The sequence below is a fragment of the Paenibacillus sp. FSL R10-2199 genome, from assembly GCF_038000235.1.
GTDB classification, from domain to species: Bacteria; Bacillota; Bacilli; order Paenibacillales; family Paenibacillaceae; genus Paenibacillus_AQ; species Paenibacillus_AQ phytohabitans.
Genome location: NZ_JBBOBO010000001.1, coordinates 1,947,471 through 1,974,412, shown reverse-complemented (window position 1 = coordinate 1,974,412; position 26,942 = coordinate 1,947,471). Strand labels below are relative to the sequence as shown.

Below are 26,942 nucleotides of genomic sequence, written 5' to 3'. Positions count from 1 at the left end.
TAACTAAAGGGTATACCGAATTGCATGCCCGTCCCCGGCCTCAACAGCCCAAGAAGTAATTTCTCTAATTAATGAACGCGATACAAGCTTGCGCAGAACAAGCGGCAGCTCTGCCTGGAGCTGGCTCAGTCCTGAATGCTGCAGAAGTTCTTTAATACTCCAAGCCTCCTTGCGGCTGCTCAGGATATGGAGAAGCATAGCGCAACAATCCGCCATTTTTGACATTAACGCAAACTCGCAGGCCAGCAAAATCAGTTCGACTCTCTGTTCCAGCGTTTCTGTACTTACTGTCAGTTCTTCATATAACTTATGAACCGGAGAATTCAAATTCTTGACCTGTCCCCAAACTGCGGGTTCCGGAAAATATCCGGCCTCGCTCACTTCAATACGTGCCCAATGGTATAGAGCGATCAGCACGCAGTTATAAGCATCCATAGTACAGCCTGCTTCAAGGTAACGTTTCGACTTCACATACATATGTAGAAACCGGGAGAATTCCATAAACAATACCCGCTCTTTCAGCGGACCTTGAAACTGAATGAGTTCCTTCCGCATCTCCGCCAATATTCCCTTAGGGTCCCAGATCACCTCACCGGACATTAAACTGGTAAGGAGTTCATTATTGTCCCCTGCCATCACAGCGCGTTCCAAAGCAGATAGACCCACATGCACGGATTGCGTCCGCCTGTCCCCGGCAATGGTGTGGGTTATAATTCGCTCTGTCTCCTGTTCCTCATGCAGCATGAGCACCATCATATCAAAGTCGTGCAGCAGCGCGCTCTGAAATGTGTCATTGCCTCTTTGCCGCAAAGCAACGGCTCCAAGAACATTCTCATCAAATGTCTCCCCACTTAATAGGGTCAAATTGGACAGTTCCATACTTCCCTCCATCAAATTTGGCGATTTTGCATCCAGTCAGTTATAATTCTCTTTACATAAATGATATTCTACATATTCATGTCAGTTCCTCCTGGACAACCGAACTATATTTCAGTTAGGAGATAATACTCATGAAATTTAAATCGGCCAAAATCAACGCTTTTCGCACCTGGGGACTGCTTCTTACGATGCTGGGTATGGGTCTTATGATTATGGGAACCGCAGGCATTGTATTCTGGGGGTCTGCAGGCAAGGTTGTCGCTGCTATCGGTCTCGTCATTGGTCTAATCTCCATGATGGCCAGTCTGGCCATCTACTTCTGGGCGGGCATGCTCTCAACCAGTGCTGTCCAGGTGGAATGTCCCGAATGCCATAAGCAGACCAAAATGCTTGGCAAAACGGACCGCTGTATGTTCTGTCACACCATCCTTACGATGGACCCTGCACAAGCCACAATTACCGCTGAAGAACTCGAAGTCCAGCAATTGAAGCAATAATCGAATTCATATGAATCTTTACAGAAATAATCTCCTGCCGGATACAAACAAAACGGGTGTCGTCCTCTACTGGACGACACCCGTTTTATAATCAATCCACCTAAGCATTATTCAGCAATTGCCTTGAGTGCTTCCCACGCTTCCGGATTGGCAAAGCTCCGATTCCATGAGGCTACACCGCCAAGGCCGAAGGACTGCGCCAGATTGACTCTGGCTGCCAGCGAAACTTTATCCTCGATCCATATTTTGCGCAAAACATCCTCTTCTTTGTATTCCACATAATTCTGTCCTGCTTCCTTATCAAGAACCGGTGTCAGCTTCTTCTCGGCAAGTATCTCCTGGACCGCATTCATACTGACGGCCTTGGAACTTACTTTGGTTTCACCTTTCTCGGTCTTCTCGGTCCAGATACGAGTGTACAATGGTATCCCCAGAATCAGCTTCTCGGCAGGGACTGCATCCTCTTCAATAATACGGCTTATAGAATTCTTCACCCACGGCAGGGAAGCTACAGAACCGGCAACCGGACTAGCCGCCCAATGCTCATCGTAAGCCATCACAATCAGGAAATCCGACACGGCTCCAAGCGCCCGGCGATCCAGGAACAAGGACCACATTTCACTGTTTGATTTCGGAGTTACATCAATAGAGACAATCAGATTCCGGCTCTGAGCCATGGGCTTCAGTTCCCGCATGAATTGGGTTACATTAGGTCCGTCCTTGGTATATACATTCTCAAAGTCGATATTAATACCGTCCAGGTTGTACAGATCCGCATACTTCAGCATCTGCACAATTGTATTCATCCGCCTGTCATACGTGGATAGTGCCTCCGTAGTCAGGTCCGCCTCAAAGCTGTTGCTGAGCAGTCCCCATACCTCCATGCCCTGGGTATGAGCCCACTCCACATAGGCGCTGTCAGCCTGGCTGCGAACATTACCATTAACATCGATAATGCTGAACCATGTTGGACTAACCACATTAATTCCTGGCAAATCAGCGAATTTCGCAGGATTCGGCTTGCGTTCGTAGACTGCCTCCCAGAACATATTAACGGGCTTTCCTTTCCAGCTGCGTTCGGCACGGGTAGGAGCCACAGGCTGCTGCACTACTGTTCTATTCCCGGCTGCTAGAATATCATCCGCCTTGACGAACCCTGTATATCCGCTTTCCAGCTGCACATACAGCCAGCCTTTGATGTCTGAATTCCAGATTCTCACTGTGGCTCCCGGCGGCATATCAGCAAGGATTGGCGCATGTACGGAGGCTCCGCTGCGTAGCGCTTTGGTCCGTCCGCCTTCCTTACCCTTCACCTTGCCTAACGGCACCGTTTCGCCGGCAGTCATTAACAGAACGGCACCTGTACTGCTATCCTCGTCTACCTCAAAGCCATATAGGTCCTCCAGTGTATCAGCCGGAAGATATGTCACCCCATCCTTCTCTTCAGGCGCAAGACGAAGCTGCAGGGGCTCATTGTTCAAACTTGCTGCTGTTGAATCTTCCTGCATATATAAAAGACTGCTGTCTGTCGACAGAATCACAGACTTGCTCTTTTCCTCGTAACGGATAGATGAATCTACGTATTCCTGTAATAGCGGCAGTGGTAATAGCAGGCTGTCCCCTGTCCCTGAGGCTGAGTATCCGGTAAGCTCTCCCTTAACAAAAACAGGCTTCTCCAGCCCCTTCCAATCCGGATCCAGATGCTGACGGTTCGGTAATACATAATAAACAACCCAAAAGGCTGCGGCAGCTATAATGACAAGTCCCAATAAGCGGCGAAAAAGACTTCCACGCTTTTTGACGCGTCTTTGTCTCTGTCTTCTGTCCAAAATATATCCTCCAAACAGTATGATAAATTTATAATCAGATAGCACTTCTGTTAAGTATACGACATCGCGGCCCTATTGGTTGCGCCAAACTGCTGGAAGCTTTGTATTTTTGTAACAGCTCCATAGAAAAAAGCGTGTAGAATCCGCACTCGGATTCTACACGCCTGCAATTCCATATCTTAGTGCTGCTTCTCGTTGCAGCATTTGCAAACACCATACAGTTCCATACGTAATCCATGAATCTTAAAGCCTGTGGCCAATTCGGCACGCTCCTCTACCTCATGGAGAGAAGAATAGCTGAAATCCTCAATCTTACCGCATTCCTGGCAAATGACATGATAATGATCAGACACATTGGCATCGAAACGGCTGGAATTATCACCGTAGGTCAGCTCGCGGACCATACCCGCTTCTATAAACATCTTAAGATTGTTATACACCGTTGCCACACTCATACTGGGAAACTGAGGCTCAAGCGCTCGGTAAATATCGTCTGCCGTAGGATGATTCATCGCTTCCATCAGGTACGTAAGAATCGCATGACGCTGAGGCGTAATACGGACACCGGTTGTCTTCAGTTGCTCCAATGCATGCTGTACGCCACTACCCATCCATGCCACCGCCTTTAATTATACAACTTAATAATAACTCTAATGTAATTGTAAGACCGGGCTTTCAATGTTGTCAACGAAGTCCTTACATTATATTTATTATTATATAATAAAAATTACTTAATTCAATATTTGCTCACATTTAGATTGCTGTTTCCATCCACACGAAGCTTGAACTCACCCGTTCCGATCTGGCCGGAGAGGTTTTTTTTGTCGATTACAAGTCCCGGCAGGTCCGTTACAATATCCCCGTACCCGCTTGAGCCCTCCACCGTATAATTACCCGTAAGCGGCAAGTAGAGATCGATATCTCCGACAGCACTGTAGATATCCCAATCTCCGCCGAAGTCGTTCGAACGAATGTTGATTCTGCCGTTCAAAGATTCGGCATGCAGCTTCGTTCTGGCTCTGGCTACCTCCACATTGCCGTTCTTCGTGGAAAGATCCAGTGCATCTCCGCTATCCGTTGCCGATATATTACCGACTGCCGATGACAGCTTCAGAGCCCCGCTAACCTCCCAGGCCCCCATATCTCCACCGCTTGTAGTCAGTTCAACACTCCCCTGTACGTTTCTGGCGCGTACTGCGCCATTGAGGGTTTTACCTTTTACATTGCCGTAAATACGGTGCAGGATCAGCTCCCCGTTCCCTGTCTCCAGAGAGATATCTGAAATAGCCTCCACGTTCTGCAGAGTAATACCGCCGTTCATCGTGCGTATCCCCAGATCAAACCGTCGGTCCTCGGGCAGGGAAATGTCCAGATCTATCCGCGGCTGGCGTTTGCCGGATTCACCGTACGCCTTCCCCTGGGGAGTGATCTTGATCGTCGTGTCTTCTGTCACATCGACAAAAGACTGATCCGCTATGGATTCGGCAAGCACCCCGTCCAGCTGATCCACCCAGACTGTAGCTGTAATCTCAATATCCTCCACAGCAGCCCGGTGGATCAGAATATCCCCGTTAATCGCATCAATATTGATTCCGGAAGTATTCAGTTCAACTGGAACAATAAGCGGAGCCTTCTCATAACGGCTTCCTTCAGCTTCTCCATAATCAACTGCCGCTACAGTCAAATTAAGACTGACCCGGTTCCAAAGATGCAGATAATGCTCCTGCTCCGTTACGATAAATACGCATGCCGAGAGCAGGATGGCCGAGAACAGTCCGCGCAGGTCCATACGGGCTCTGGCAGTAGTGACGTTCTGGCTGCGGCGGCGGGAAAAGAAGTGGATCAGCAGATACTCCACTCCCCATAATACCGGAATAACAGGCCACCATTTCAGCAGCAGCATCATATAATCAGTTCCGTCACGCCAATCCATGAGCAACAGAACTCCGACACTAATCAGCACTGCGGAGGCAGTATATCTGCCCACACGCCGGCTCCGCCGTTCCTTGCTCAGACGTGCGCCCGAGTCCTTAGCAATCTCCCGTACACCCAGAAGCAGGCCCAGAATCATCAGCAGAACCGCTACGGTTGCACCTGCGGAGTTCTCAATGAACACTTGAAGCCAGGGCGGCTTCTGGCGGAAAAGGAAGAGCAGCGCCCCGCCAATGAGCAGCAGCAGACCAAAGGAAACTCCCGGCTCGCTGATTCTCACCCGGCGCCCTGTATTCTTTGCAGAATCCTTCATATCCGATAGTTCAGGGTCATGCTCTTCAGGGAACCGCAATATCCGGTCTGCAGACTGGAGCACATCGAACACATTATAGAAGTACAATGCCGGGATCAGGAGCGCCAGCAAAATTAGCAGCGGTACATTGATCTGCATTCCGATGGATGAGAAATACAGCAGCGCCACAATATCCAGCAGAATAAGAAAGATAAACGAAATTCCTTTACGGAGCAGCCCGAGATACAGATGTCCCGTGCCGGGAATAACTGCAGCCAGCAGGCCGGCTATAAATTTGCGTTTGCGGGGACGCCGCTTTTGGCGGGGAGGGATATAAGGGGCATTAGGTGCTCCACCAGCTTCAGCTTCCTGCAAATCAGCTTCCTTCTCTTCATCCTGCACGGGATTATTCTCATGATCATGTTGACCTGAATTCATCTCGGCACTCCTCCTTTCAGAACGTTTGCTTCGCTTGTCATTCAATCTTGCCGCTCCGGTGAAATTCTACCAGCTCCACACCCGGAGCTACCTCTTCAACACCTGCAGGAATAAACCCGTGTTTGGTGTAGAGCGTTACTGCCGGAACATTCAGCTTCCCCGTAGATACGATAAACTGTTCCATTTCCGCATAACGGGCAAAGATAAATTCTAACATTCTGCCCGCCACCCCTTGGCGAAAATGATCCGGACTTACCATCATGCGTGTAACGGTCAGCTTACCGGGAGCCTCCTCCATTACTGCAACAGCCCCCATGAGCTCCTCATTGTCGTCGAGACAGCCGTAGAAGTCCTCTTTAACCCGGCTCAGCATGTCTCTGGTCTCCAGCAGCGGCGGAATATCACGGAACCCTATGATCTCCGCTTCCAGGCGGTACGCCTTATGCTGAAGACTCCAGAGCTCATCCAGCGTTATCTCATCCTGCAGATCCAGCTTCACTATTGTATCCATCCGTACAGTCCCCTTATATACTGCAGAGGGCCTGCCGTTGCCGACAAGCCCTGTGCTCATGATTCTATGACTTATTACCCAATCTATTAGCCAAAAGCAGCCCCTAGCTGTTCAATACGTCAGCGAGCAGTGTGTTAACAAGACCGGGGTTTGCTTTCCCTTTGCTTTCTTTCATAACCTGGCCAACGAGGAAGCCGATCGCTTGTTTCTTGCCGGCCTTGTAGTCTTCGACAGATTGCGGATTAGCAGCGACCACATCCTGGACAATTTTTTTGATTGCCCCTTCATCACTGATCTGGACCAGCCCCTGCTCTTCAACGATAACTGCCGGCAGCTTACCGCTCTCCAGCATTTCTTTGAAGACGGTCTTGGCAATTTTGCTGCTGATGGTTCCGCCTGCGATCAGGCCTATCATTTCACCCAGCCCCTGCGGCGTAATCTTCACCTGGGATAATTCCAGATTATTGCTGTTCAAGTATCCCAGCAGGTCTCCCATCATCCAGTTGGCGACAGCCTTGGCATCCTGTGTGTAGGCCAGACTGCCCTCGAAGAAATCAGCGAGCGGCTTGGATGAAGTAAGGACTCCGGCATCATAGGCGGTCAGGCCAAATTCTTCACTGTAACGGGCCTGCCGCGCATCCGGAAGCTCCGGAATGGTCGCGCGGATCTGTTCCTTCCAAGACTCGCTAATATGCAGCACGATAAGATCCGGGTCCGGGAAATAACGGTAGTCATGCGCTTCTTCCTTACCGCGCATAGACAAGGTCTTGCCTCCAGCTTCATCCCAGCGGCGGGTCTCCTGGACAACGATCCCCCCGTCGTCCAGAATCTCGCCTTGACGGAACTGCTCATACTCCAAACCACGGAGTACGCCGCGGAAGGAGTTCATGTTCTTCAGCTCTGCCCGGATGCCGAATTCCTCCTGGCCTTCCGGCCGCAGGCTGATATTGGCATCGCAGCGCATCGAGCCCTCTTCCATCTTCACATCGGATACATCGCAGTACTGCATAATGGCGCGGATCTTCTCCAGATAGGCGCGCGCCTCCTCCGGTGAACGCAGATCGGGCTCAGAGACAATTTCAATAAGCGGAGTCCCCACCCGGTTGAAGTCAACCAGTGAAGCAAAGCCGCCGTCCACATGAGTCAGCTTGCCCGCATCTTCCTCCAGATGAAGACGGGTGATGCCGATCCGTTTGGTCTCTCCGTTCACTTCAATATCAATCCAGCCGTTCAGGCCGATAGGCTGGTCATATTGCGAAATCTGGTACGCTTTTGGCGAATCGGGGTAAAAATAGTTTTTGCGGTCGAATTTGCTGACATCGCCAATCGTACAGTTAAGCGCCATCGCCGCTTTCATCGCGTACTCTACGGCCTGGCGGTTAAGAACCGGCAATACGCCGGGGTGGCCGAGACAGACCGGACAGGTATGTGTATTGGGCGGAGCGCCGAATTCTGTGGAGCAGCCGCAGAAGATTTTGGACTTGGTATGAAGCTCCACATGAACTTCAAGCCCGATGACCGTTTCATATTTAGACATAGATAATCTCATCCCTTAAAAGTTTTGTGGGCATATACTCAAACTGGTAGCTACATTTGCGGACGGGCCTTGTGATGCTCTGTATGTTGTTCAAAGGCATGCGCAACGCGCAGTACCGTACTCTCGTCAAACTCCTTGCCGATAATCTGCAAGCCGACAGGCAGGCCTTCTGCGAAGCCGCAAGGGATGCTGATAGCAGGAATACCAGCCAGACTGACAGGTATGGTCAGGATATCATTCAGGTACATGGTCAGCGGATCTTCGGTCTGCGAGCCCAGCTTAAAGGCTGTGGTTGGCGCAGTCGGGCCGATTACGACATCATATTTCTTGAACACTTCATCAAAATCCTGCTTAATCAAGGTGCGTACCTTCTGCGCCTTCAAATAGTAAGCATCATAATATCCGGAGCTGAGCGCATAGGTGCCGAGCATAATCCGGCGTTTGACTTCAGGACCGAAGCCTTGGCTGCGGGAGTTATGGTACAGATCCAGCAAACCGCCGCCATTGTCTACACGAACCCCATAGCGGACGCCGTCAAAACGGGCCAGGTTGGAGGAAGCCTCCGAAGAGGAGAGCAGATAATAAGCGGCTACGGCATATTCAGTATGCGGAAGAGAAACTTCTTCCCACACGGCGCCAAGACCTTCAAGAACTTTAAGCGCTGACAGCACAGATTCGCGGACCGATGCATCTACGCCTTCGCCGATGTATTCCTTCGGCACTGCAATACGCAAACCGGAGATATCGCCGGTCAGCGAGCTCAGGTAATCCGGAATGCTGACCTTGGCCGAGGTGGAATCCTGGGCGTCATAGCCGGCAATCGCCTGCAGTACATACGCGGAATCCTCAACGGTCCGGGTAATCGGGCCAATCTGATCCAGTGAGGAAGCAAATGCCACCAGACCATAACGCGACACTAACCCGTACGTTGGCTTAAGGCCGACCACTCCGCAATAGGAAGCCGGCTGGCGGATCGAGCCGCCGGTGTCGGAGCCGAGGGTGAAGAACACTTCTCCGGCCGCAACCGCCGCTGCCGAACCACCGCTCGACCCGCCGGGAACACACTCCAAATCCCATGGATTTCGCACAGCGCCGAAGCTGGAATTCTCATTCGAGCCGCCCATGGCGAACTCGTCCATGTTCAGCTTGCCGATCGTTACGGCATCGGCCTGGCGCAGCTTGGAAACTACTGTGGCATCGTAAACCGGCTGGAAATTGGTCAGGAACTGGCTGGCACAGGTGGTGCGCAGACCTTTGGTGACAATATTATCCTTGATTCCGGCAGGAAGTCCGAACAGCAGACCGCGCGCGGCTCCGGAAGCCAGCTTGTCATCTAGTGCGCGTGCTTGATCACGGGCACCCTCTTCATTCAGTGTCAAAAAAGCATGAACCTTACTGTCATGCTCCGCAATGGCAGAAAGCGACGCTTCCGTCAGCTCACTGACCGAGACCGCTTTACTGTGCAGCATGTTATGTACTTCAGGTAATCGATATTGAAACAGGCTCAACTTGCTTCCTCCTCTCAGGCTTTAGTTATTCCAGAACAGCGGGAACCTTAAAGTGTCCGTCTTCATCTTCCGGTGCGTTAAGCAGCGCTGCCTCCTGGGACAGGCTCTCCTTGACTACATCGTCACGCATCACATTACTGACCTGCAGCACATGAGTGGTCGGCTCTACATTTTCAGTATCCAGCTCATTCAATTTCTCGGCATATTGTAAAATAGCATTCATTTGTTCGGTGAAGGTAGCCTCTTCTTCCGGGCTTAATTGCAGTCGGGCCAGCTTGGCCACATGCTGCACATCTTTGACGGTGATGCTCATAATGAATATCCCTCCTGTTTAAAGGGCTAAAGCGCCCGGATAACGTTTTTAATTATATTGTAGACGGCCTTACAATTCAATGCGCTTGTCGATGGAGGGAGATATATGCAGCAAAAGACCCGCACCTGCTGATTGTGGCAGGAAGCGGGTCTTTGACTGATTAAGCTTAATCCGGCTAATGATTCAACCTGTAATACAGGTCATTCCAGCGCAGCTCATTTTCAAGTGAAATCAAGGTGCTGGAGGCGTCGATGACAAGACACTCGATTCCTGCCATGCGCGCCCAATCCCGGAGCTGTTCACTCGTTGTGTGGAAGGAAAAGGCGAAGTGATGTGCACCCCCGGCCAGAATCCAGGCTTCCGATGCACGGGTCAAGGACGGCTGCGGCTGCCAGAGGAGGCGCGCTACCGGCAGATGAGGCATTCTATGTTCATTCTGTACGGCATTCACTTCATTGACGATCAGGCGGAACCGGTCGCCCATATCCACCAGGGTAGCATTGATTCCTGTGCCGCTTGCGCCGCCAAATATTAGACGCGCCGGAGCTTCCTTCCCGCCGACAAACAAGGGATGCACTTCAATCCTTGGTTTGTCGGCAGCCAGGGACGGGCAGATCTCCAGCATATGGGAACCCAGCACCATTTCATTGCCCTTTTGCAGATGATACGTATAATCCTCCATGAAAGAGGTGCCTTGATTCCCGGCCATAATCTTCATCATCCGTACCAGCGCGGCCGTCTTCCAGTCGCCTTCACCGCCAAAGCCGTAGCCTGCCGCCATCAGCCGCTGTGCCGCCAGCCCCGGCAATTGCTTCAGTCCATGCAGGTCCTGGAAGCTGGTCACGAACGCTGTATATCCGCCCTCCTCCAAAAATTCGCTCAGCGCAATCTCCATCCGCGCCTGTTCACGAATGGCTTCCCGTTCAGCGCCATCGGCGCGACCCTGATCCGTAAAATCGTACAATTCGGCGTATTCATCCATCAGCGTACGCAGCTTGGCATCACTTACACTCCGAACCCGTTCAGCCAGATCGCCGGCCGGATAACCGTTGACCGTCCACCCCAGCTTGATTTGCGCCTCCACCTTATCGCCTTCCGTCACCGCGACATCACGCATATTATCGCCGAACCTGGCGATTCTCATCGTCTGGCTCCCGGTATAACCCGCCGCCGTCTTCATCCACCCTCCGATTCTTGCACGCACCTCTTCATCCTTCCAGTGGCCTGCAATAATCTTTCTGGGCATTCGCAGGCGGGCGCCGATGAATCCGAACTCACGGTCGCCATGCGCCGCCTGGTTCAAGTTCATAAACTCCATATCAATACTGTCCCAGGGAATCTCGATATTGTATTGGGTATGGAGATGCAGCAGCGGCTTGCGCAGCTGGGTCAGCCCCGAGATCCACATTTTGGCCGGAGAGAAGGTGTGCATCCATGTGATCACCCCCGCGCAGGTCCCGCTGGAATTGGCTTCAAGGCAAACTCGCAGAATCGCTTCCGGAGCCGTAACCGTTTCGCGGAATTGGATCGGATACGGGAGGCCCCCTTCGCGGTTTAACTCCTCGACCATTCTCCTGGAATTCTCCTCCACCTGCTCAAGTACATCCTCTCCGTACAAACCTTGGCTCCCTGTGACAAACCAGAATACATAAGGCTTAGCCTGCAGCATATCAAATTCCTCCGTTTGTTCAACTCGTTTTGAATTTCAATTCAATTTCGTAATGAACGGCTTCTCCAGGCTCCAGCAGCTTCGAAGAATGCGCTCCGCGCTCTTCCGCTCTCCCCCGGGTCCAGCAATTGGACGGCTCGAGTCCCAGCACATGTTCGCCTGCTCCGGGCATTCTCCACTGCACCAGTCTGGGCAGCGTCCGCTGATCCCACTTCAGCTCTGCCGTCAGGCCTCCCGCAGAAGAGGATAAGCCGGGTACAGGAAAAGAAGGGCTGCTGATTTGAGCGCAGATGTATGTTTGCCGCTCCAATGGCTCATGGTAGTACACTTGTTCCTTGAAACGTTGATCCGGCGCCTGCCATTCATGTATCCGTGATATCTCCATATCATCATCACGCGGAGCACAGCTGCTCTCCGGCAAGATGATCCTGGTATCCTCTGCAAGCAGCGGAAAGCCAAAGTTGAAATGATACAGCATCAGATGCGGGGCCGGGGTAAAGCCTGCATTCTCCACGCTATCGCAAAGCTGCAAACTGTTCTCTCCAAGCCTGCTTGTAATCGTGCGGGTCAAACGCAGCTTATGTCCAAAAATGGACGTCTCCTCTACGACTCCCCGCAGGCGCATCTCATATTCATTGCCTTGCCATTCCGCCTGATATGAAGCCTGGCGTGCGGGTGTATGATGGATCTGCCCATGCAATCCATAAGCTCCGTATTCGTCCCGGCCGGCCGCACCCGCCTGCGACAAGCCGCAAGTCATCAGCAAACCGCCGGAAGCCGTCTGCAGCCAATGATTCCCTTCTTCCCTGAAATAAGCAGCATGGGGATCGCCGTTGGCGGCAGACCAGCTAACCGGAATGCCGCAAAATTCAGCCAAAGAGATATCCATTCCTTTCCCGGGATGCACCCAATAGGAGAGGCCTGAGCCCGTCCGCACGCGGAACACTTCCTGACCGGCCTCCGGCCCCTCTCTCATTACAAAGGGCTGCACTCCCGCAAGCTGCTCTATTCGGCCAACTCTGGCCTCCAGCTCGCGCCGGGTCCATTCTCTGCCATAAAGTCTTGCCATACCGCCATTCCTCCTGCACCCGGGAAGGCAAGCCTCAGGCTTGTCCGGCACTCCCGAAAATTCTCATCGTGCGCACGATATCCTGCTGCACTGCTTCCATAGCCCATCTGGATATGTCATGATAATAGCTTTTGTGCTGCTTCGCGCTGTTGGCCGCCAATTTCGCCTGGAGGGTATTCGCCACTTCATGCGCCATATTGGAATAATAGTTGAGCTTGCGGATGCCGCACTGTATGGAGGTGATATAGGCGGCTTCATCCAGTCCGGACCCGCCATGCATCACCAGCGGCAGGCCGGTAAGCTCTTTGATGAGCTTCAAACGCTCAAAATCCAGAACCGGTTCTGTCAGATAAACACCGTGCGCAGTCCCGTAAGCAACGGCGAGCGCATCGACATCGGTATGTTCAATAAAGGTTTGTGCTTCTTGGGGATTGGTGTAAACATCGTCCGGATCATATTCTTCGATCTCTTCCTCCGCTCCGCCGCCCTCCGGACGCAGAATCTTGCCAAGTTCGGCTTCTACGGAAACTCCGAGCGCCTTGGCGATTTTGCTGATCTCATTGGTCTGGCGGATATTCTCCTCCAGCGGCAGATGCGCGCCATCGAACATCACCGACGAGAAGCCGAGCTGCATCGCCCGGATCAGAATTTCGTGATCCTGGCCGTGATCCAGGTGTACCGCAACGGGAACCTGCGCTTGCCTCGCAGCCGCCAGTATAATTGGAGCGATCACCTCCAGCGGAACAAGCGGAATATGCACTTCCGCAAAGGACAGAATGACCGGTGAACGCGCCTCCTCGGCCCCGGCAATGATTCCCCGGATCATCTCCAAATTAATCACATTGTACGCGCCGACGGCATAACGCTTGGCTTCGGCATCCTTCATTAACTCTTTCAGGGTCACTAATGGCATTCTTCAGCATCTCCTATGGGTTCGACATGACGTTATTCACTGCTTGATACAGCCGTTTATATTTGGCGTAATTCTCGTCATAGTGCCTACGGTTCTCAGGGCGCGGATAGAAGGTAGTGCCCATTTTCACCAAACGGCGGGCAGCTTCTGCATAGGAAGGGAACACTCCCAGCGCCACCCCGGCCAGAATAACCGCTCCTAGAATACCCGCCTCTTCGATATCAAGGGCGATGACGGCCCTGTTCATGATGTCCGCCTTGATTTGCAGCCACAGGGCGGACTTGGCACCGCCGCCGCAGGCTTTTAGTTCTCTGATACGCATACCCGCTTGCTCCAGACAATCCAGATTGAGCCTCATCTCATAGGTGACGCCCTCCATCAAGGCTCTGTACAGTTCACCCTTCGTGGTGTTGAAATTCAAGCCCGCGATGACCCCAACCGCAGCCGGATTCATGTATGGAGTGCCTGAGCCGGCAAAATGCGGCAGTACCAAAATGTCTGTAGGACCTTCTCCGGCGCTCTCGCCCATAATCTCATAGACACTCCGGCCGGACTCATCTGCCGCACATTTCTCTTCATAACCGAACTGGTCCCTGTACCACTTGAGCAGTGAGCCGCCAGTGAAATTAAACGCATAGGTGGTATAACTTCCCTGGATATAAGGAACCAGCGCCAGCTTGCTAAGCGCAAGCGCCTTATCATTGACCTGCATTTTATGAAAGACCGGCGTGATGCACTCTACGGTGCCAATGCCGTCTACGGCCGAGCCTTCTTCCGTGACTCCCGCGCCAATGGCAGCGCATACCTGGTCATGTCCGCCGAGCACCAGCTGAAGGTGGGCAGGCAACCCCAGCGCCTCAGCCGCTGCGGGTGATATATTGCCCAGCCGTGATCCAAGCTCCAGCGCCTGGGGAAATATCCCGCTCCTTAAGCCTGACGCCCGGATAATCTCCTCATCCCACTCAAGCCGGTGGACATCAAAGGCCAGCGTTCTGGACGCCAGCGAATAGTCGATTACCGGTCCTGCACCCAGCTTATAGAGAATGAATGATCCAAACGGCAGAAAGGTGTGAAGCCGCTCATAAATGTCCGGCCGCTCTTCCCGGTACCACATCAATTTGGAGAGGGTGTACATCGGATGGGGATGAAGACCCGTCTTGCCGATGATGTTCTCTTCTCCGATATGCTCCACCAAAACCTCCAGTTGCTCGCTTCCCCGCTTGTCAATATACAGCAGGCTGTTTCCAAGCACGCAGCCCCCGCTGTCGAGCAGAACGGCAGCCTCCCCAAAGGAAGAAACGGACAGTCCGGCAAGCATGGCAGGCGGTCTGTCATACTTGTTCATTGCGGAACTGATCACAGCTTGAACCGCTTCCCACACCCGCTGCGGACTCAGCTCATAACAGCCGTTTTCCGGCGATTCCATGGGGTATTCCCTGTATGCCTGGGCCAGCACCTCACCCGTTGGAGCCATGATCAGGCATTTCGTTCCTGTTGACCCTATATCTAGGCCTATGAGATCGACGGCCATGTCCCCGGTTCAGCCCCTCTCCCCATCCGGGACGTATTTCACACCGGCTATACTATAGCGCTCAGAGATTATGTCTTGTTCATCTATGCTCAGACCGCCTTCTTGGGTCACCTTAATTGTGGCAAAAGGCAGGCTCTCAGAAATCATGGAATAGCTTACTGCATCATCACATAAAAGCGAGCATTCCCCTGCTTCCGCACCGTACAGAACGGGCTCTACATTAAAAACGGTGTTGTCCCGGACACATAGAACGGGCTCTGCCCAAGGAATTAGCGCGCCCTGTTTGATATACAGAGGAACTTCATCCTCAGCAACCTGGCGGGTGATCCATTGTCCGCCGTTCAGCCACTCTCCGTTCAATCGTTCGTACCAGCGGCCTTGAGGCAGGTAGATTTTACGTGTGTCACCGTTACCATAGACAACAGGAGCAGCCATAAGATCCTCTCCAACTATGAACTGGTCGAAGCAATCCAGCACCTCAGAGTCACCCGGGTAATCCATCACCAAGGGACGTATAGGGGGTACTCCCTGCTGGCGGTATCTGCCAAATGCGGCATACAAGTAAGGAATCAGACTCATTCGGATTTGCAGAAGCTTTCTGCATTGCTGCGCCAGTTGGGGCCAATCCTCCAGCCATTCACCGGCATGGTTCTTGTCATGATCGAATTGCTTCCATGGCGGCGAAGGAATCATATAACAGTTAAGCACCGCCAGAGGCGAGAAAATCACAGCGCCAATCCGGCGCAGCAGCTCTTCCCTCGTTGCTGTCTGACGGACCTCCGGCGACCAGAGCAGGCCTGAGAAGGACGCTGTGGCCAGCCCCCGTACGAAGTCTTCATGATCGTAGAGGTCGCTGTACAGTACATAGGGATAGGGCGCCGCGAGCGCATGGGAAGCGCGCACCTGTCCATAGGTCCGGCGATCCGCTGCCTTGAACGGGGCGAGCATCGTTTGCTGATAGAGCTGGCCGAACAAGCTGTGCATCTGCTCCCCGTCCGCCCCTCCCGGAAAACGGGCGAAATCGGGAAAACCCCAGTTGCCGATATAATCGCCGTTATCACATTCATCCAGCTTGAAGCCTGACAACCCCGCCTCAATGAAGGGCTGATGGATGTCCGTGAAGGCTTTCCGGGCCTCAGCTTGCGTGAAATCCGGCACCAGACCGTCCCATACATAGCTGTCGGCCGAATAAGGCTTCAGCTCCGGGAAGACAGGACTATCAGGATGCACATAAGCATGTTCCCACAGATTAAGCCGGTACCCCATATCATTCAGATCCTGGATCAGCCTTTTCTCATCCGGAAATCTGTTGCTGTCCCACACATAGGTGCAGGAGTAGGCGTTCGTCTGCCAGCCGGGCTCCAGACCAAACATGTCGCAGGGCATCTCATCTTCCCTGATTTGCCGGGCTAACTGCAGGACATCCTCCTGATCCGCATGCCAGTCTGCACGGTACATGACACCCAATCCCCACATCGGAGGTAACGCCCCGCCGCCGCTGAACAGATTATAGCGGCTGACCGCGTCCTTCATATCCCCGCCGCAAAACACATAAATATCTACTCCTTGCGCCGCAGGGATATCCACCAGCATATTGCCGCTTCCCTTTTTCACTTCCCAGTGCCCCTTCTCGGTGCCTGCCGATTCGAAGCCTTCCAGATCCTGCTTGCTGCCAACTCTCTTGCACCCTCCGCTGAAAAAGGTCGCGTACCGGGCCGTATCCACCAGAATGGCATAACCGGCAGTACTTACATAAAAGGGAACCGGCGCATGGGAGTCTCCCAGATCCGCGGACGGGTCGGAATTCGTGCGCAGCTTCTTCTTGCTGCCGCTCTGTCTGAACGATTTAAGCTGTAAGCCCAAACCGTATACTTCCTCTTCCGGCTCCAAGGGAATCTCCAGCAATACGGAGCCCTGGCGCGGTTGAAAATGAATATCCTCCCTTAGAAAGGGAAGCGGATGATCTTCAAGCGCATTCAGCGCTTCGAGACATGTGACAGGCTTCAATACCGATACCGGTGTAAATTCTTCGGGTGTTCCGAAGGTCAGCTTAAAGATTCCGCTGGCAATTTTCTGCATAATCCATTTCTCCTACTGTAAATAGTTTTTGGAACTATCCCTTCACGCTTCCCAGAACGAGACCAGACACGAAATAACGCTGTAAAAAAGGGTATACACACAAGATGGGCAACGTGGCCAGAATGATCTGTGCGCTCTTGGTCGTGCGCGGTGAGATGCTGGCCAGGAGTGCGGCATCCTCAGACCTCACATTGCTGAAATCGAAGCTGACAATAATGGAGCGCAAATAGGTGGCGAGCGGATAGTTCTCGGTCTGGTTCATGAAGATCATTCCGTCAAACCAGCTATTCCAATGCCCTACCATAGCCAGCAGCAGGATGGTCGCAAAAGCAGGCAAGGACAGCGGGAAGTATAACCGCCACAGGATGGTCCAGTGTCCGGCTCCATCTATGCGGAAGGACTCATCCAGTTCCCGGGGCAGTCCTCTGAAGAAATTGATCATCAGAACGATGTTGAAGACCGCCAGGGCTGTCGGCAGGACCAGTACCATCATGGTATCCAGCATGTGGAGGGATTTCACTTGCATGTACAGGGGCACAATGCCTCCGCTGAACAGGATGGTGAACATGAAAAACCATACATAAAACGTCCGCATGCTGAAATCCCTGTTCTCCCTGGAAAGGGGATAAGCCGAAATAAAAGTAACCAGCATCTGCAGGGCGCTCCCTACAAGCACCCGGATCACAGCCACGCCCAAGGATCTTAGGAATTCCGGACGGGTAGCGATAAATTTATAAGCGTCCAGTGAAAAGTCCGACGGAAAAAACCGTACCTTCCCCATCGCCACCGCCGAGGCGGAGCTGAAGGAAATGGCTAACGTATTGACAATCGGCGCAATGCAGAGGATTCCCAAGAGAATGAGAAACACTTTGTTGAATACTGCGAACACGGTGCTGCCGTTCAAACGGTATTTCACCCTTGCTCCCCCTTTCAAAAAATGCGGTAATCGGCAAACTTATAAGCCATATAATAGGAAACTGAAATAAGTACTCCGGACACCAGGGATTTAAACAGTCCTACGGCTGTCGCTACGCTGTACTGCGCCTGATTGAAGGCCAGCCGGTAGACCAGCGTATCCAGGATATCGCCGGAATCGACCACCAGCGGATTGAGCAGCATGAATACCTGCTCAAACCCGGCGTTCAGCACATTGCCGAGACTCAGAGTAGCCAGAAGAATGATTGTGGGACGAATGCCGGGCAGCGTAACATGCCAGATCTGCCGCCAGCGGCTGGCTCCGTCAATCATGGCCGCTTCATATAAATCCGGATTGATGGAGGTTAGCGCAGCCATATAGATAATCGTATTGAAGCCAAAGTTCTTCCACACTTCAGTAGTGACCAGTACGCCGGGAAACAGCCGGTTGCTGGACAGGAAGCCCACCGGCTCTCCGCCAAAGGCCTGGATGAGGCTGTTAATCACCCCCTCCAGACTGAGGACATCCAGGATAATGCCGCCCAAAACCACCCAGGACAGGAAATAAGGCAGGTACATCGCAGTTTGCAGCACGCGTTTCAGCCTCTGGCCGCGCATTTCGTTCAGCAGCAGCGCAACAACGATAGGCACAATCAATGAAAATACAATTTTCAAAATCGAGATATAGATCGTGTTATACATGACTTGCCCGAAGCGGGGCATGGAAATAATATATTTGAAATTGTCCATCCCGACCCACGGACCCTCAAGCCAGCCCTTGAACACGCTAAAGTTCTGGAAGGCCATGACAATCCCCATCATCGGGATATAGCAGAATAGAACGGCCAGTATAATTCCCGGTATCAAAAACAAATGATACGGCAACTCATGTCTGAAGCGGCTCTTCAGGTGCAATGCTCTCACAATAGGCTACCCCTTTCATCACAAGCTGGCGTTGATCTCGTCCAGAATCTGCTGGCCGCCCAGCTTGTGCCACTCGGATACGAAAGTATCGAATGCATCAATAGGCTCTGCACCCATGATGATCTTCGTGAAAATTTCACGTTCATAATCGCCCAGAATGCCCATTTTATTCAGCATCGTTTCTGTGGTGCCTCCATAAGCCTGGGGAATCAGATGATCCGTGCCATAGCCCTCCACAATCGTTTTGAAGGCTTTGACCTGGTGATACTCCATATAGCCGGTCCCCTTGCCGTCCAGATAAGCTATGCTCGGTTCGTATTTCCCCGTCTCGGTCAGAGCCTGGTCCAGCTTGCTGGGATCGCGCTTCTCGATGGCTTCGATCAGGTATTCCAAAGATTTCACGGTAGCATCATCGGTCGTAAGAGTCCGGGCCAGAGACAAGTGCCCCTGTTCCACAATGGTCTGCCCTTTTTCGAAAGCAAAGAATTTCTTGACCTCGGGATCATTCCGGTTCGGACCGTAAGCCATCTCGTTGTAATCATTCAATAATTGGACGAGAATTTCGGGATGCTTATAGTCTTTGTTCACCGCGTAGTAGCTCACCACGGTTGTGCCTACATTGGCAAATACATCCTGCCCGTCGGCGCTCGGGGCCGCCAGTGGGGTCCAGACCATATCCGGCTGGCCCTCCAGGCCCGTGCCGTACATGTATACATTCCAGCAGCGTCCATAGCTGATGCCGTATTTGCCGCCGCTGACCTCCTCCGTTACCTTGGTCGTATCCTTCATGCCAAACTCAGGATCAATCAGGCCGGCCTGATACATTTCTCTGAGCTTAGCCAAGGCATTCTTCATTTCAGGCTGCACGCTGCCGTAGGTGATTTTGCCGTCATCTCCTTTGAGCCAGCTCTGCGGATAGGCATGGTAGCCGTTGAAGAATCCGGTGGTGGAGGTAATCCCGTCGAATAGCCAGTTGCTGAACGCCAGCCCGCCGGTGTCGTCGATGCCGTTGCCGTCCGGGTCCTGTTCCTTGAAGGCCTTGGCCACCGCAATCACATCGTCAATGGTCTTCGGCACAGGCAGGTTCAGCTTATCCAGCCAGTCCTGCCGCACCCACAGCAGACTGGGTTCATAGATGACCGAGGTCGTGTAGGGCAAAGCCATGAGCTTGCCGTCAAAGGTAGCCGAATCCATCGCAAGGCCGCCGTCACCGGTGAGAATCTCCTTCGTCAAATCAGAAGCATGCTCCTCGAAAACATCGGTCAGATCCGCTGTCATACCGGCCTTTACCATGGTCTCCAGCTGGTTGGTGGAGGCTTCGATGACGATATCCGGAATCGATCCCGAGGCAATGACGATGTTCAGCTTCTCATTGTATTCATTCTGCAGAGCTGTCCATTCGTGTATGACGTTCAGATTGAACTTGTCAGCATAATGCCGGTACCAGATGTTGTTCGCAAAATCATCCCCTGCGGGATACCCCCAGGTGGGCAGGGAATAACGGCCTACCCGCAGGTCAATGGGTTGCTTGGGATCGGCACTGGAGCTGGCAGTGTCTTTGGTATTGGATGGTGAGCTGCAGGCTGTCAGGGCCAAAAGAACGGTACTAATAGATAAAGCGGCAATTTTTCTCATGATTTTGCTTCCCCCTCATATTCGGTTTCTGCATGATCTCTTTATTGCACAATCAGAGCCGGCTGGCCCCAGAAGGCCCGGTCATATCCGTAATCGCCCAAAGAATCGGTGATCAGGGTGATGATGACCGAAGTTCCGGCATATTCGGCCAGCGGGATACTGAACGGCGTCCAGGCCCCGCCCGGCATCATATCCTGCGACCACTTTACGGTTCCGTTCACCGCTATGCGGAAGCCGGCGCCCTGGGAGTCATCCGATCCGTCCTTAATGCCGGCGAATCCCTGCAGTACAGCCTGCGTGTCTGCGGGCAAATTCAAGGCATATTCAATATGCGTCTGCCCGTGCTGCGGCGGGTGGGCATCCAGCCCCTGCTTCTCAAGACCGAGTACAGAGCCGCTTCCCGGGAATCCGCCGAACGGAGACTGGGCTTGCCCTTCGCTTCCGTCCTCGAACACCAGGCTCGAATGATATGGAGCGCCGGGTAACGATAATGGCAGCTGCACAGGAGCAGACACGTTGTGAATCAGATACACCGTACCCGAGGCAGGTGCTGTAATTTCGTAGTGATTGTTACCTAGACTTACAGACGAGGCTGCTCCGTAGCTGGATTGCACCACAGTTAAGGGCAGCGGGCTGTTCACCTTGAAGCTTACGCTGCGGTTGCCGCCGTAAGTTGCAACGGCTACCGTCGGCGCCACCCATACGGCAGAATCATTGTCCACCGTCACACCGGGATGCGTCTCCAGCCGGAGGGTCACTTCTTTGCCTGCTAATTCCGACAAATCCAGCTCCATGGCTGTAGGTGAGGCACTTCTGCTGAACTGCTCTTCACTCAGCACCGTACGGTCCCCAGGCGCTTCTGCCTTATCCCAGGCGGATACCTTGAAGGTGACACCGTCACTGCTCGCAACGTTCTGCTCGGAGCCCAGTTGCACACCCGCTTGAAAGCTCGCTGCCGCTGCTGCGGGCAGACTGATGTCAAATTCCAGCCAGGTATGCCCGCCCTGCCACTGTCCTGCGTAAGGCGGATGGGCCAGGATCCGGTCGCCCCAGTGCTGCACAGTTCCTCCTCCGGGGAAGGAGTAGGAGAATCCGCCCGTGGTAGGGAACGGGGCAGCGGTAGTATGGACGGTACCGTCTCCCAGAACCTCTCCTGCTCTAACCGGTCCCTCGTAATTCAGCAGGTCTATATCACCGGACTGAAGCTTGTCGTCCATAACGATGGTGGTGTGGGTGGACCGGCTGGACAGCCGTTTCAGCGCCACATCCTCCGGCCACTCATAGACATGGAATCCCTCGGGATCACGGACCTGGTTCAAATACAGATACGTTTTGTCCGGGTCCAGCCCGAACAGCTTCTGTTCATCATAGAGCAGCCACCCCGGAATGCTTCCCGGCAACGGATAGGTCTCTGCCCCGTACAAATAACGCATGATGTCGGTGTCCCCGCCGGAAGGGTTCCCGTCGTAGGCGGTCAGCTTCTCGCCATAGGAATCGCGCACATATTTGGCACTGCCGCCGTTTGCTGTCCTGAAAGCAAACAGAGTGGGATCAGACATATTGCTGAAATCAGCTGTAGGCTGTGCACTCTGGTACCAGCCCGCTTCATCCAGCAATTGTTCCATCAGCGGCGTAGGATTGGCGATCTGGCCCAGATTAGGTCTTGTGAGCATCGGAATAGCCCCCAGCCGGTTCTGAACAACCTTATGCCAGGCCATGAAATAATCCTCCGTGATCGGGTTCGCATGATCGGGATGACCGTAAATGGTCGTATACGGGGCAAAAATCGCTGAGCTGGCCGGAACCACCTGACTGATTTTGCTGTCATCCCATGTTCCGCTCGCGGAGAAGATTCCATAGGCATGGCGCTGCGCAAAGGACTCGTACCGTGTCGTGATTTCATTCAGGCTCTCCCCGCCCAAGGCGATATCCGGCAGCGCTTCTCTAAGCTCGCGGTGCAGGGCGATATTGCCTTGCATCATGTTGTTGCCGTCAATCAGGCCGTTGGCATCGTTATACATGAGCAGCGACTGGTCCAGGTGCAGCGCGTCCGGTCCGACCTCATTCACCAGGGCAGTCATCTTGTTAACGAAGAGTTCCCGCCACGCCTCCGCCGCCGGATTAATAACGGCAAATGAAATCTGTTCCGATCCTGCTGTATACTCCCAGCGCTTCCTCTCCAGCGTGAACGGATCTTTCACCTGATAGGGCTGCATCTGTGTATAATTCTCGTTGTTAAATGATGTTCCAAATATATTTACATACAGCATGACGCGGAATCCCAGCGCCTGGGCAGCGTCGATCCTGGCTGCGATATCCGGCTTAGGCTCATAATTGGGAAAATTCACATCATAGGGGTCCGCTCTCCAGCCGGGAACAACCAGCAGCGTCCGCTCCGCATCTACCCGCTGTGCAAGCTCCTCAAGCATCGGCTGGTCTTCCAGATCCGTCAGCACCGTGAATCCGATATCCTTGGCCCAATCCGGTGCCTTCGCGGAAGATTCAGCTAACCCGAAGGCACCATCTGCCCACTCCCGGTACATCGCGGATCCTTTTGCCCAGTCACCGGCGTAGGCTATAAGCCGCCAATCGGTGGAGACCGCCTTGGTCGTTTGCTGAAATGGAGCGGGCGCTTGCGTCTCTATACCTACATAGAAGCTGCCATTCTCATGCTTCACATGCAATGTTTTGAAGAAACCGGCATTGTCATCCGCATGAACCAGCAGTCCGCCCTCTGCCCCCTGCACAAGAAACATCTGCGCCTCCCAGACATCGGGATAGGTGAACTGGGAGAAGCCATAGGCGGCGTCCGGTGATTCGGCAGTGAGCCGGATCCCGCCCAGTGCGGGAATAATCAGATCATACGTATCGGGGATAATGAATCCCCATTGCACGCCCGATATGCCTGGCTGCTCTGTCTGCGCATGCTGGCTGACGGTCAAGGTACCGTCATATTTACGGGCAACCGTTGTCTCCAGCTCAGCCAGCGAAGTGCCCGACCCCCAGGTGTGTTCATAGGTGACATGCCCTCTCTTCGCTGAAACGGTAGAAGCAGCCGTATCATTCCACAGATTGTTCTGCGCCAGATGGCGGATACCGGTCAGCTTGCCTTCGTTGCCGCGGGCCAGGTTTATCGTGCCATAAGTGAAGTCGATGGCGGCCGTGCCGGAATCAATCGTCACCTTTACATTAGCCGTATCTGCAGAACTAAAGCCCGGCAGACTGCTATATAAAAGGATACACGCCACACATACCATCACTGTTCTTCTTACAACATTGATCATTACCTATCCCCTCTCTTCATCCGGATTGGAATGGACCTACATTGCAAACTGCCTGAATATGAATTCCGCACTCCCCTCACTCACGAACAGCCCCGTCCCTCCCTGCTGGAAATCATACAGCCGTGTGCTTAACGCAAGCTCCTCGTTCACATAGACTACGCATACCTGATCTTCCAGATATATGCTTAACGAGCAGGCGGTTTCCGGCAGTAATTGCAGCGGCCGCTCCATGCCGACGGCGTAGGGGACATCTCCCTTCCTCGGCCACTGGTCAACAACAATCCGGTTACGGCCCGGCTCCAGCCGGATCATATACCCCTGCCCGAACTCCTGATCGGTCCGCAGAACAATGCCGCAGCCCCGGGTGCCGGGAGCGAACGTTATCGTCGCCTCCAGCTTGCAGGCGCCGTCCGGTAATGGCCCCGCATAGGCACCGGCGAAGGAATCGGCTGCTGTAACCGCGGCCGTGCTGCCGCTGAACTTCCAGCGTCCGAGCACTTCGGTGAAGGATAAAGCGCTTTCCTTATTGAACGCAGCATTCAGGGTATCCGGCACTTTTACAAGCAGCTCACCATCCGTGCCCTGTACGACTTCATGCACAACCAGATGTCCGCCCCATTGCCAGGTGCCCCCGTCATGCTCGCCTTCCCGCGTCGGGTTCCATCCGAATGCATAACGCCGCTCACCGTCAGTCCAGGTCTTGGCGGCATAGAATGCCCGGGTATCAAGTGCATCGTTCTCCGGCGCCAGCCAAGGCCCCTGCAGCGAGCGGCTCATCCGGTAATGCGTGACTGTACGGTCCGAGAATGTCGAGTACAGAAGGTACCACCATTCCCCCATCCGGAACAGATCCGGGCATTCGTGAGTCGTATACAAGTAGGGAGCCCAGAACGGATCGCGTACCTCCCAGCCGGTCAAGTCCTTGGAGGCGCATAGGGCAACGCAACCGCGGCGGCCCGCTGGCCCTTCCTTTAACCGGGCGGCAAGCAGCATCCAATATTCCCCCGCCTCCTCGTTCCAGAACACAAACGGATCGCGCCAGTCATGCTCCTCGTAGACCTCCGTTGGCGCGTAGAAGGCATCCTGCGGCCGTTTTTCCCAATGTACAAAATCACTGCTGACCGCATGCATCACTGCCTGCTGCGCCTTGCCCTCCGCCGGATAATGAAAATTGTTGCCGGTATAGAAAATATGATACAGTCCGTCTTTCTTCAGCACGCATCCCGTATAGATATACAGGTCCTGCTCGGATACCCCGCCCCTCGGCAGAACCTCTCCGTATTCCTTGTAGTGAATGAAATCCCGGGTCCCCAGCAGAAACCACGGCGTGCCTTCACCGTGTCCTTCCCTGTCGCGCCAATCTTTCAGATACAGCAGCTTAAACTCGCCGTCTTCATAGAACGGGATAACGTCGGCCAGCCAGCCGTCTTCAGGCTTGTAGAATAATTTGCTCATGCTGCTCGTTCACTCTCCTCCATACGGTTCATTAATTTCTTCCAGGATCGCCTTACCGCCAAGCCGGTTCCAATCCTTTACGAATCTATCGAATTCATCAATGGAAACCGCCCCCATAATAATTTTGGTGAAGGTTTCCTTCTCGAGTCTGTCCAGCATGGCCCACTTCTCTGTCATCGTAGGGGTCTGTCCGCCGAAGGCAGTCATCAGCAGCCGGTCGCCGCTATAGTGGTCCATGGTCGTCTCGAACCCGAAATATTGATGGGCAACGGCCCAATTATCCATATTCCCGGTTGTCAGGTAATCAAGAGTCGGCCCGTATTTGTCGGTTTCGGTGAGCGCATCCTTCAGCAGGCTTCCATCCTCGTTCCTGATGGCCTCGCGCAGTAACGACAACGACTCTGCCACATCCTCGTTGGATACACCGGATTGGACAAAGGACAGCCTGGAGGTGTTGATCCGTCCGCCGGCTTCTTCCACGGTAATGAATTCGCCTTCGCCGCGTCTGGAGCCGTGAACCACCTCTTCATGCAGGTTCAGCATTTTCACCACAGCCTCCGGGTGCTGATAGCCTTTGCGCACTACGACATATCCGCTGGCCGAGAAGCCTACGCTGGCCTTGGCCGGCACGCCATCCACCGAAGGCACCGCAAACGGCTTCCACTCCATTCCGGGGTTTTGCCGTACAGCATCCAGGAATACATAGGGATTCCAGTTGGCGCCGAACGTCATGCCGAGCTTGTTCGCGGAAATATCTTCCACCACCTGGTTGCTGTCCTTGACACCGAATTCCCGGTCCAGCTGCCCGCTCTTATACATCTCCTGAAGCTTGCCCAGCGCACGCTTCATCTCGGGCTGTATGGAACCGTAAATCACTTGACCGTTCCCGTCCTTGATCCAGGTCTGCGGATAGGCGTGATACGCATTGAAGAATCCCGTAACTGAGGCAATGCCGCCATACAGGTAATTATTGATCGCCAGGCCAAAGGTATCCTGTTGGTTGTTGCCGTCGGGATCTTCCTTGGTGAATGCATCGGCAATCGCAAACACCTCCTCCAGCGTTTTGGGCTCAGGCAGACCCAATTTGTCCAGCCAGTCCGTACGCACCCACAGCAGATTGGCTTCGTAGATCGGAGCATTGACGATGGGAATGGCCAGCAGTTTGCCGTTGAACGTGGCGGAAGCCAAGGCCGCGCCGCCGTCTCCCATCTGCAGTTTTTTGGTGCGGCTGGAAGCGTAGCGCTCGTAGACCGCGGTCAGATCTTCCAATTGATCCGCATCCGCCAGCTGTTTGAGCTGGCCTGCCGAGACGGAGAACATCTCCGGCAGACTGCCCAATGCGATCAGGACATTCAGCTTGCGGTTGTACTCGCCCGGCAAGGCGGTCCAATCGTGTTCAATTTCGATGCCCAGCAGGCTGCGGTACTCCCGGTACCAGATATTATCTTCAATGCTGTCACCGCCGGGATACGTCCAGGTCTGATCAACCGGACGCGCGATATGAAGCTGAATCGGCGGATCGTATTTTCCAAACGGGTAGGCTTCATGTTCCGCAGAGTTCAAGCTTCTGTCCGTTCCGGGACTGCCAGCGCTCAGCAGAAGCGACAGAACGATTCCGTAAGACGTCAAGACTGCCAATCTCTTTCCCTTCACTTCTTATCCCCCCTAAATCTTGGTGGGTCTTTCGTGAAAGTTCGCCTTATTTAGCATTATTATAGGCTCGCTTCCCCTA

20 protein-coding genes are annotated in these 26,942 nt (G+C 53.4%); 1 reads left to right on the top strand and 19 read right to left on the bottom strand.

Annotation, left to right across the window (positions count from 1 at the left end):
• Nucleotides 1–3: 3 nt before the first annotated feature.
• Nucleotides 4–879 carry a nucleotidyltransferase-like protein gene (locus NYE33_RS08765; protein WP_042239683.1) on the bottom strand — a complete coding sequence of 292 codons (876 nt, stop codon included), beginning with the start codon at nt 877–879 and terminating at the stop codon, nt 4–6.
• A gap of 131 nt (nt 880–1,010) precedes the next feature.
• Here NYE33_RS08765 and NYE33_RS08760 point away from each other — a divergent pair, with 131 nt between their 5' ends.
• Entirely contained in the window at nt 1,011–1,376 is a 366-nt protein-coding gene (locus tag NYE33_RS08760) for a DUF2614 family zinc ribbon-containing protein (protein WP_042139978.1), read from the top strand.
• A 107-nt stretch (nt 1,377–1,483) separates the two neighbouring features.
• Here NYE33_RS08760 and NYE33_RS08755 read toward each other — a convergent pair whose 3' ends face one another.
• The 18 genes from NYE33_RS08755 to NYE33_RS08670 all read right to left on the bottom strand — a co-directional run bounded on the left by NYE33_RS08755 (nt 1,484) and on the right by NYE33_RS08670 (nt 26,863).
• Complete coding sequence (locus tag NYE33_RS08755; protein WP_341065481.1) at nt 1,484–3,205, bottom strand: glycosyl hydrolase family 18 protein; 1,722 nt, start codon at nt 3,203–3,205, stop codon at nt 1,484–1,486.
• Nucleotides 3,206–3,384: 179 nt separating this feature from the next.
• Nucleotides 3,385–3,816 (bottom strand): Fur family transcriptional regulator, encoded by a 432-nt coding sequence (locus NYE33_RS08750; RefSeq protein WP_039310392.1) that lies wholly within the window; start codon nt 3,814–3,816, stop codon nt 3,385–3,387.
• A 125-nt stretch (nt 3,817–3,941) separates the two neighbouring features.
• The gene (locus tag NYE33_RS08745; protein ID WP_341065480.1) at nt 3,942–5,867 is read right to left on the bottom strand and encodes a DUF4097 family beta strand repeat-containing protein; all 1,926 of its coding nucleotides are present in this window, start codon (nt 5,865–5,867) and stop codon (nt 3,942–3,944) included.
• Between the two features lie 37 nt (nt 5,868–5,904).
• Nucleotides 5,905–6,378 (bottom strand): GNAT family N-acetyltransferase, encoded by a 474-nt coding sequence (locus tag NYE33_RS08740; RefSeq protein ID WP_042139980.1) that lies wholly within the window; start codon nt 6,376–6,378, stop codon nt 5,905–5,907.
• Between the two features lie 103 nt (nt 6,379–6,481).
• The gene (gene gatB / locus NYE33_RS08735; protein WP_076248503.1) at nt 6,482–7,927 is read right to left on the bottom strand and encodes an Asp-tRNA(Asn)/Glu-tRNA(Gln) amidotransferase subunit GatB; all 1,446 of its coding nucleotides are present in this window, start codon (nt 7,925–7,927) and stop codon (nt 6,482–6,484) included.
• 38 nt (nt 7,928–7,965) lie between these two features.
• The gene (gene gatA, locus NYE33_RS08730; protein ID WP_076248502.1) at nt 7,966–9,423 is read right to left on the bottom strand and encodes an Asp-tRNA(Asn)/Glu-tRNA(Gln) amidotransferase subunit GatA; all 1,458 of its coding nucleotides are present in this window, start codon (nt 9,421–9,423) and stop codon (nt 7,966–7,968) included.
• 25 nt (nt 9,424–9,448) lie between these two features.
• The gene (gatC, locus tag NYE33_RS08725) at nt 9,449–9,736 is read right to left on the bottom strand and encodes an Asp-tRNA(Asn)/Glu-tRNA(Gln) amidotransferase subunit GatC (RefSeq protein ID WP_042139983.1); all 288 of its coding nucleotides are present in this window, start codon (nt 9,734–9,736) and stop codon (nt 9,449–9,451) included.
• A gap of 175 nt (nt 9,737–9,911) precedes the next feature.
• Nucleotides 9,912–11,405: an L-arabinose isomerase gene (gene araA, locus NYE33_RS08720; protein WP_341065477.1), complete on the bottom strand. Its 1,494-nt coding sequence runs from the start codon at nt 11,403–11,405 to the stop codon at nt 9,912–9,914.
• A 19-nt stretch (nt 11,406–11,424) separates the two neighbouring features.
• On the bottom strand, nt 11,425–12,474 hold the full coding sequence (locus NYE33_RS08715) for a DUF4432 family protein (protein WP_341065476.1): 1,050 nt from the start codon (nt 12,472–12,474) through the stop codon (nt 11,425–11,427).
• Between the two features lie 34 nt (nt 12,475–12,508).
• Nucleotides 12,509–13,387: a class II fructose-bisphosphate aldolase gene (locus tag NYE33_RS08710; RefSeq protein WP_340942205.1), complete on the bottom strand. Its 879-nt coding sequence runs from the start codon at nt 13,385–13,387 to the stop codon at nt 12,509–12,511.
• Nucleotides 13,388–13,400: 13 nt separating this feature from the next.
• Nucleotides 13,401–14,918 (bottom strand): FGGY-family carbohydrate kinase, encoded by a 1,518-nt coding sequence (locus NYE33_RS08705; protein WP_341065475.1) that lies wholly within the window; start codon nt 14,916–14,918, stop codon nt 13,401–13,403.
• 9 nt (nt 14,919–14,927) lie between these two features.
• On the bottom strand, nt 14,928–16,997 hold the full coding sequence (locus NYE33_RS08700) for a TIM-barrel domain-containing protein (protein WP_341065474.1): 2,070 nt from the start codon (nt 16,995–16,997) through the stop codon (nt 14,928–14,930).
• A gap of 34 nt (nt 16,998–17,031) precedes the next feature.
• On the bottom strand, nt 17,032–17,913 hold the full coding sequence (locus NYE33_RS08695) for a carbohydrate ABC transporter permease (protein WP_042139988.1): 882 nt from the start codon (nt 17,911–17,913) through the stop codon (nt 17,032–17,034).
• A gap of 14 nt (nt 17,914–17,927) precedes the next feature.
• Nucleotides 17,928–18,836 carry an ABC transporter permease gene (locus tag NYE33_RS08690; protein WP_371916306.1) on the bottom strand — a complete coding sequence of 303 codons (909 nt, stop codon included), beginning with the start codon at nt 18,834–18,836 and terminating at the stop codon, nt 17,928–17,930.
• Nucleotides 18,837–18,854: 18 nt separating this feature from the next.
• A complete protein-coding gene (locus NYE33_RS08685; protein WP_076248497.1) occupies nt 18,855–20,471 on the bottom strand; it encodes an extracellular solute-binding protein in 1,617 nt (538 codons plus the stop codon).
• Between the two features lie 41 nt (nt 20,472–20,512).
• Complete coding sequence (locus NYE33_RS08680) at nt 20,513–23,755, bottom strand: DUF6259 domain-containing protein (protein ID WP_341065472.1); 3,243 nt, start codon at nt 23,753–23,755, stop codon at nt 20,513–20,515.
• A 36-nt stretch (nt 23,756–23,791) separates the two neighbouring features.
• Nucleotides 23,792–25,210 carry a family 43 glycosylhydrolase gene (locus NYE33_RS08675; protein ID WP_076248492.1) on the bottom strand — a complete coding sequence of 473 codons (1,419 nt, stop codon included), beginning with the start codon at nt 25,208–25,210 and terminating at the stop codon, nt 23,792–23,794.
• Nucleotides 25,211–25,219: 9 nt separating this feature from the next.
• Entirely contained in the window at nt 25,220–26,863 is a 1,644-nt protein-coding gene (locus tag NYE33_RS08670; RefSeq protein ID WP_341065470.1) for an extracellular solute-binding protein, read from the bottom strand.
• Nucleotides 26,864–26,942 lie beyond the last annotated feature (79 nt).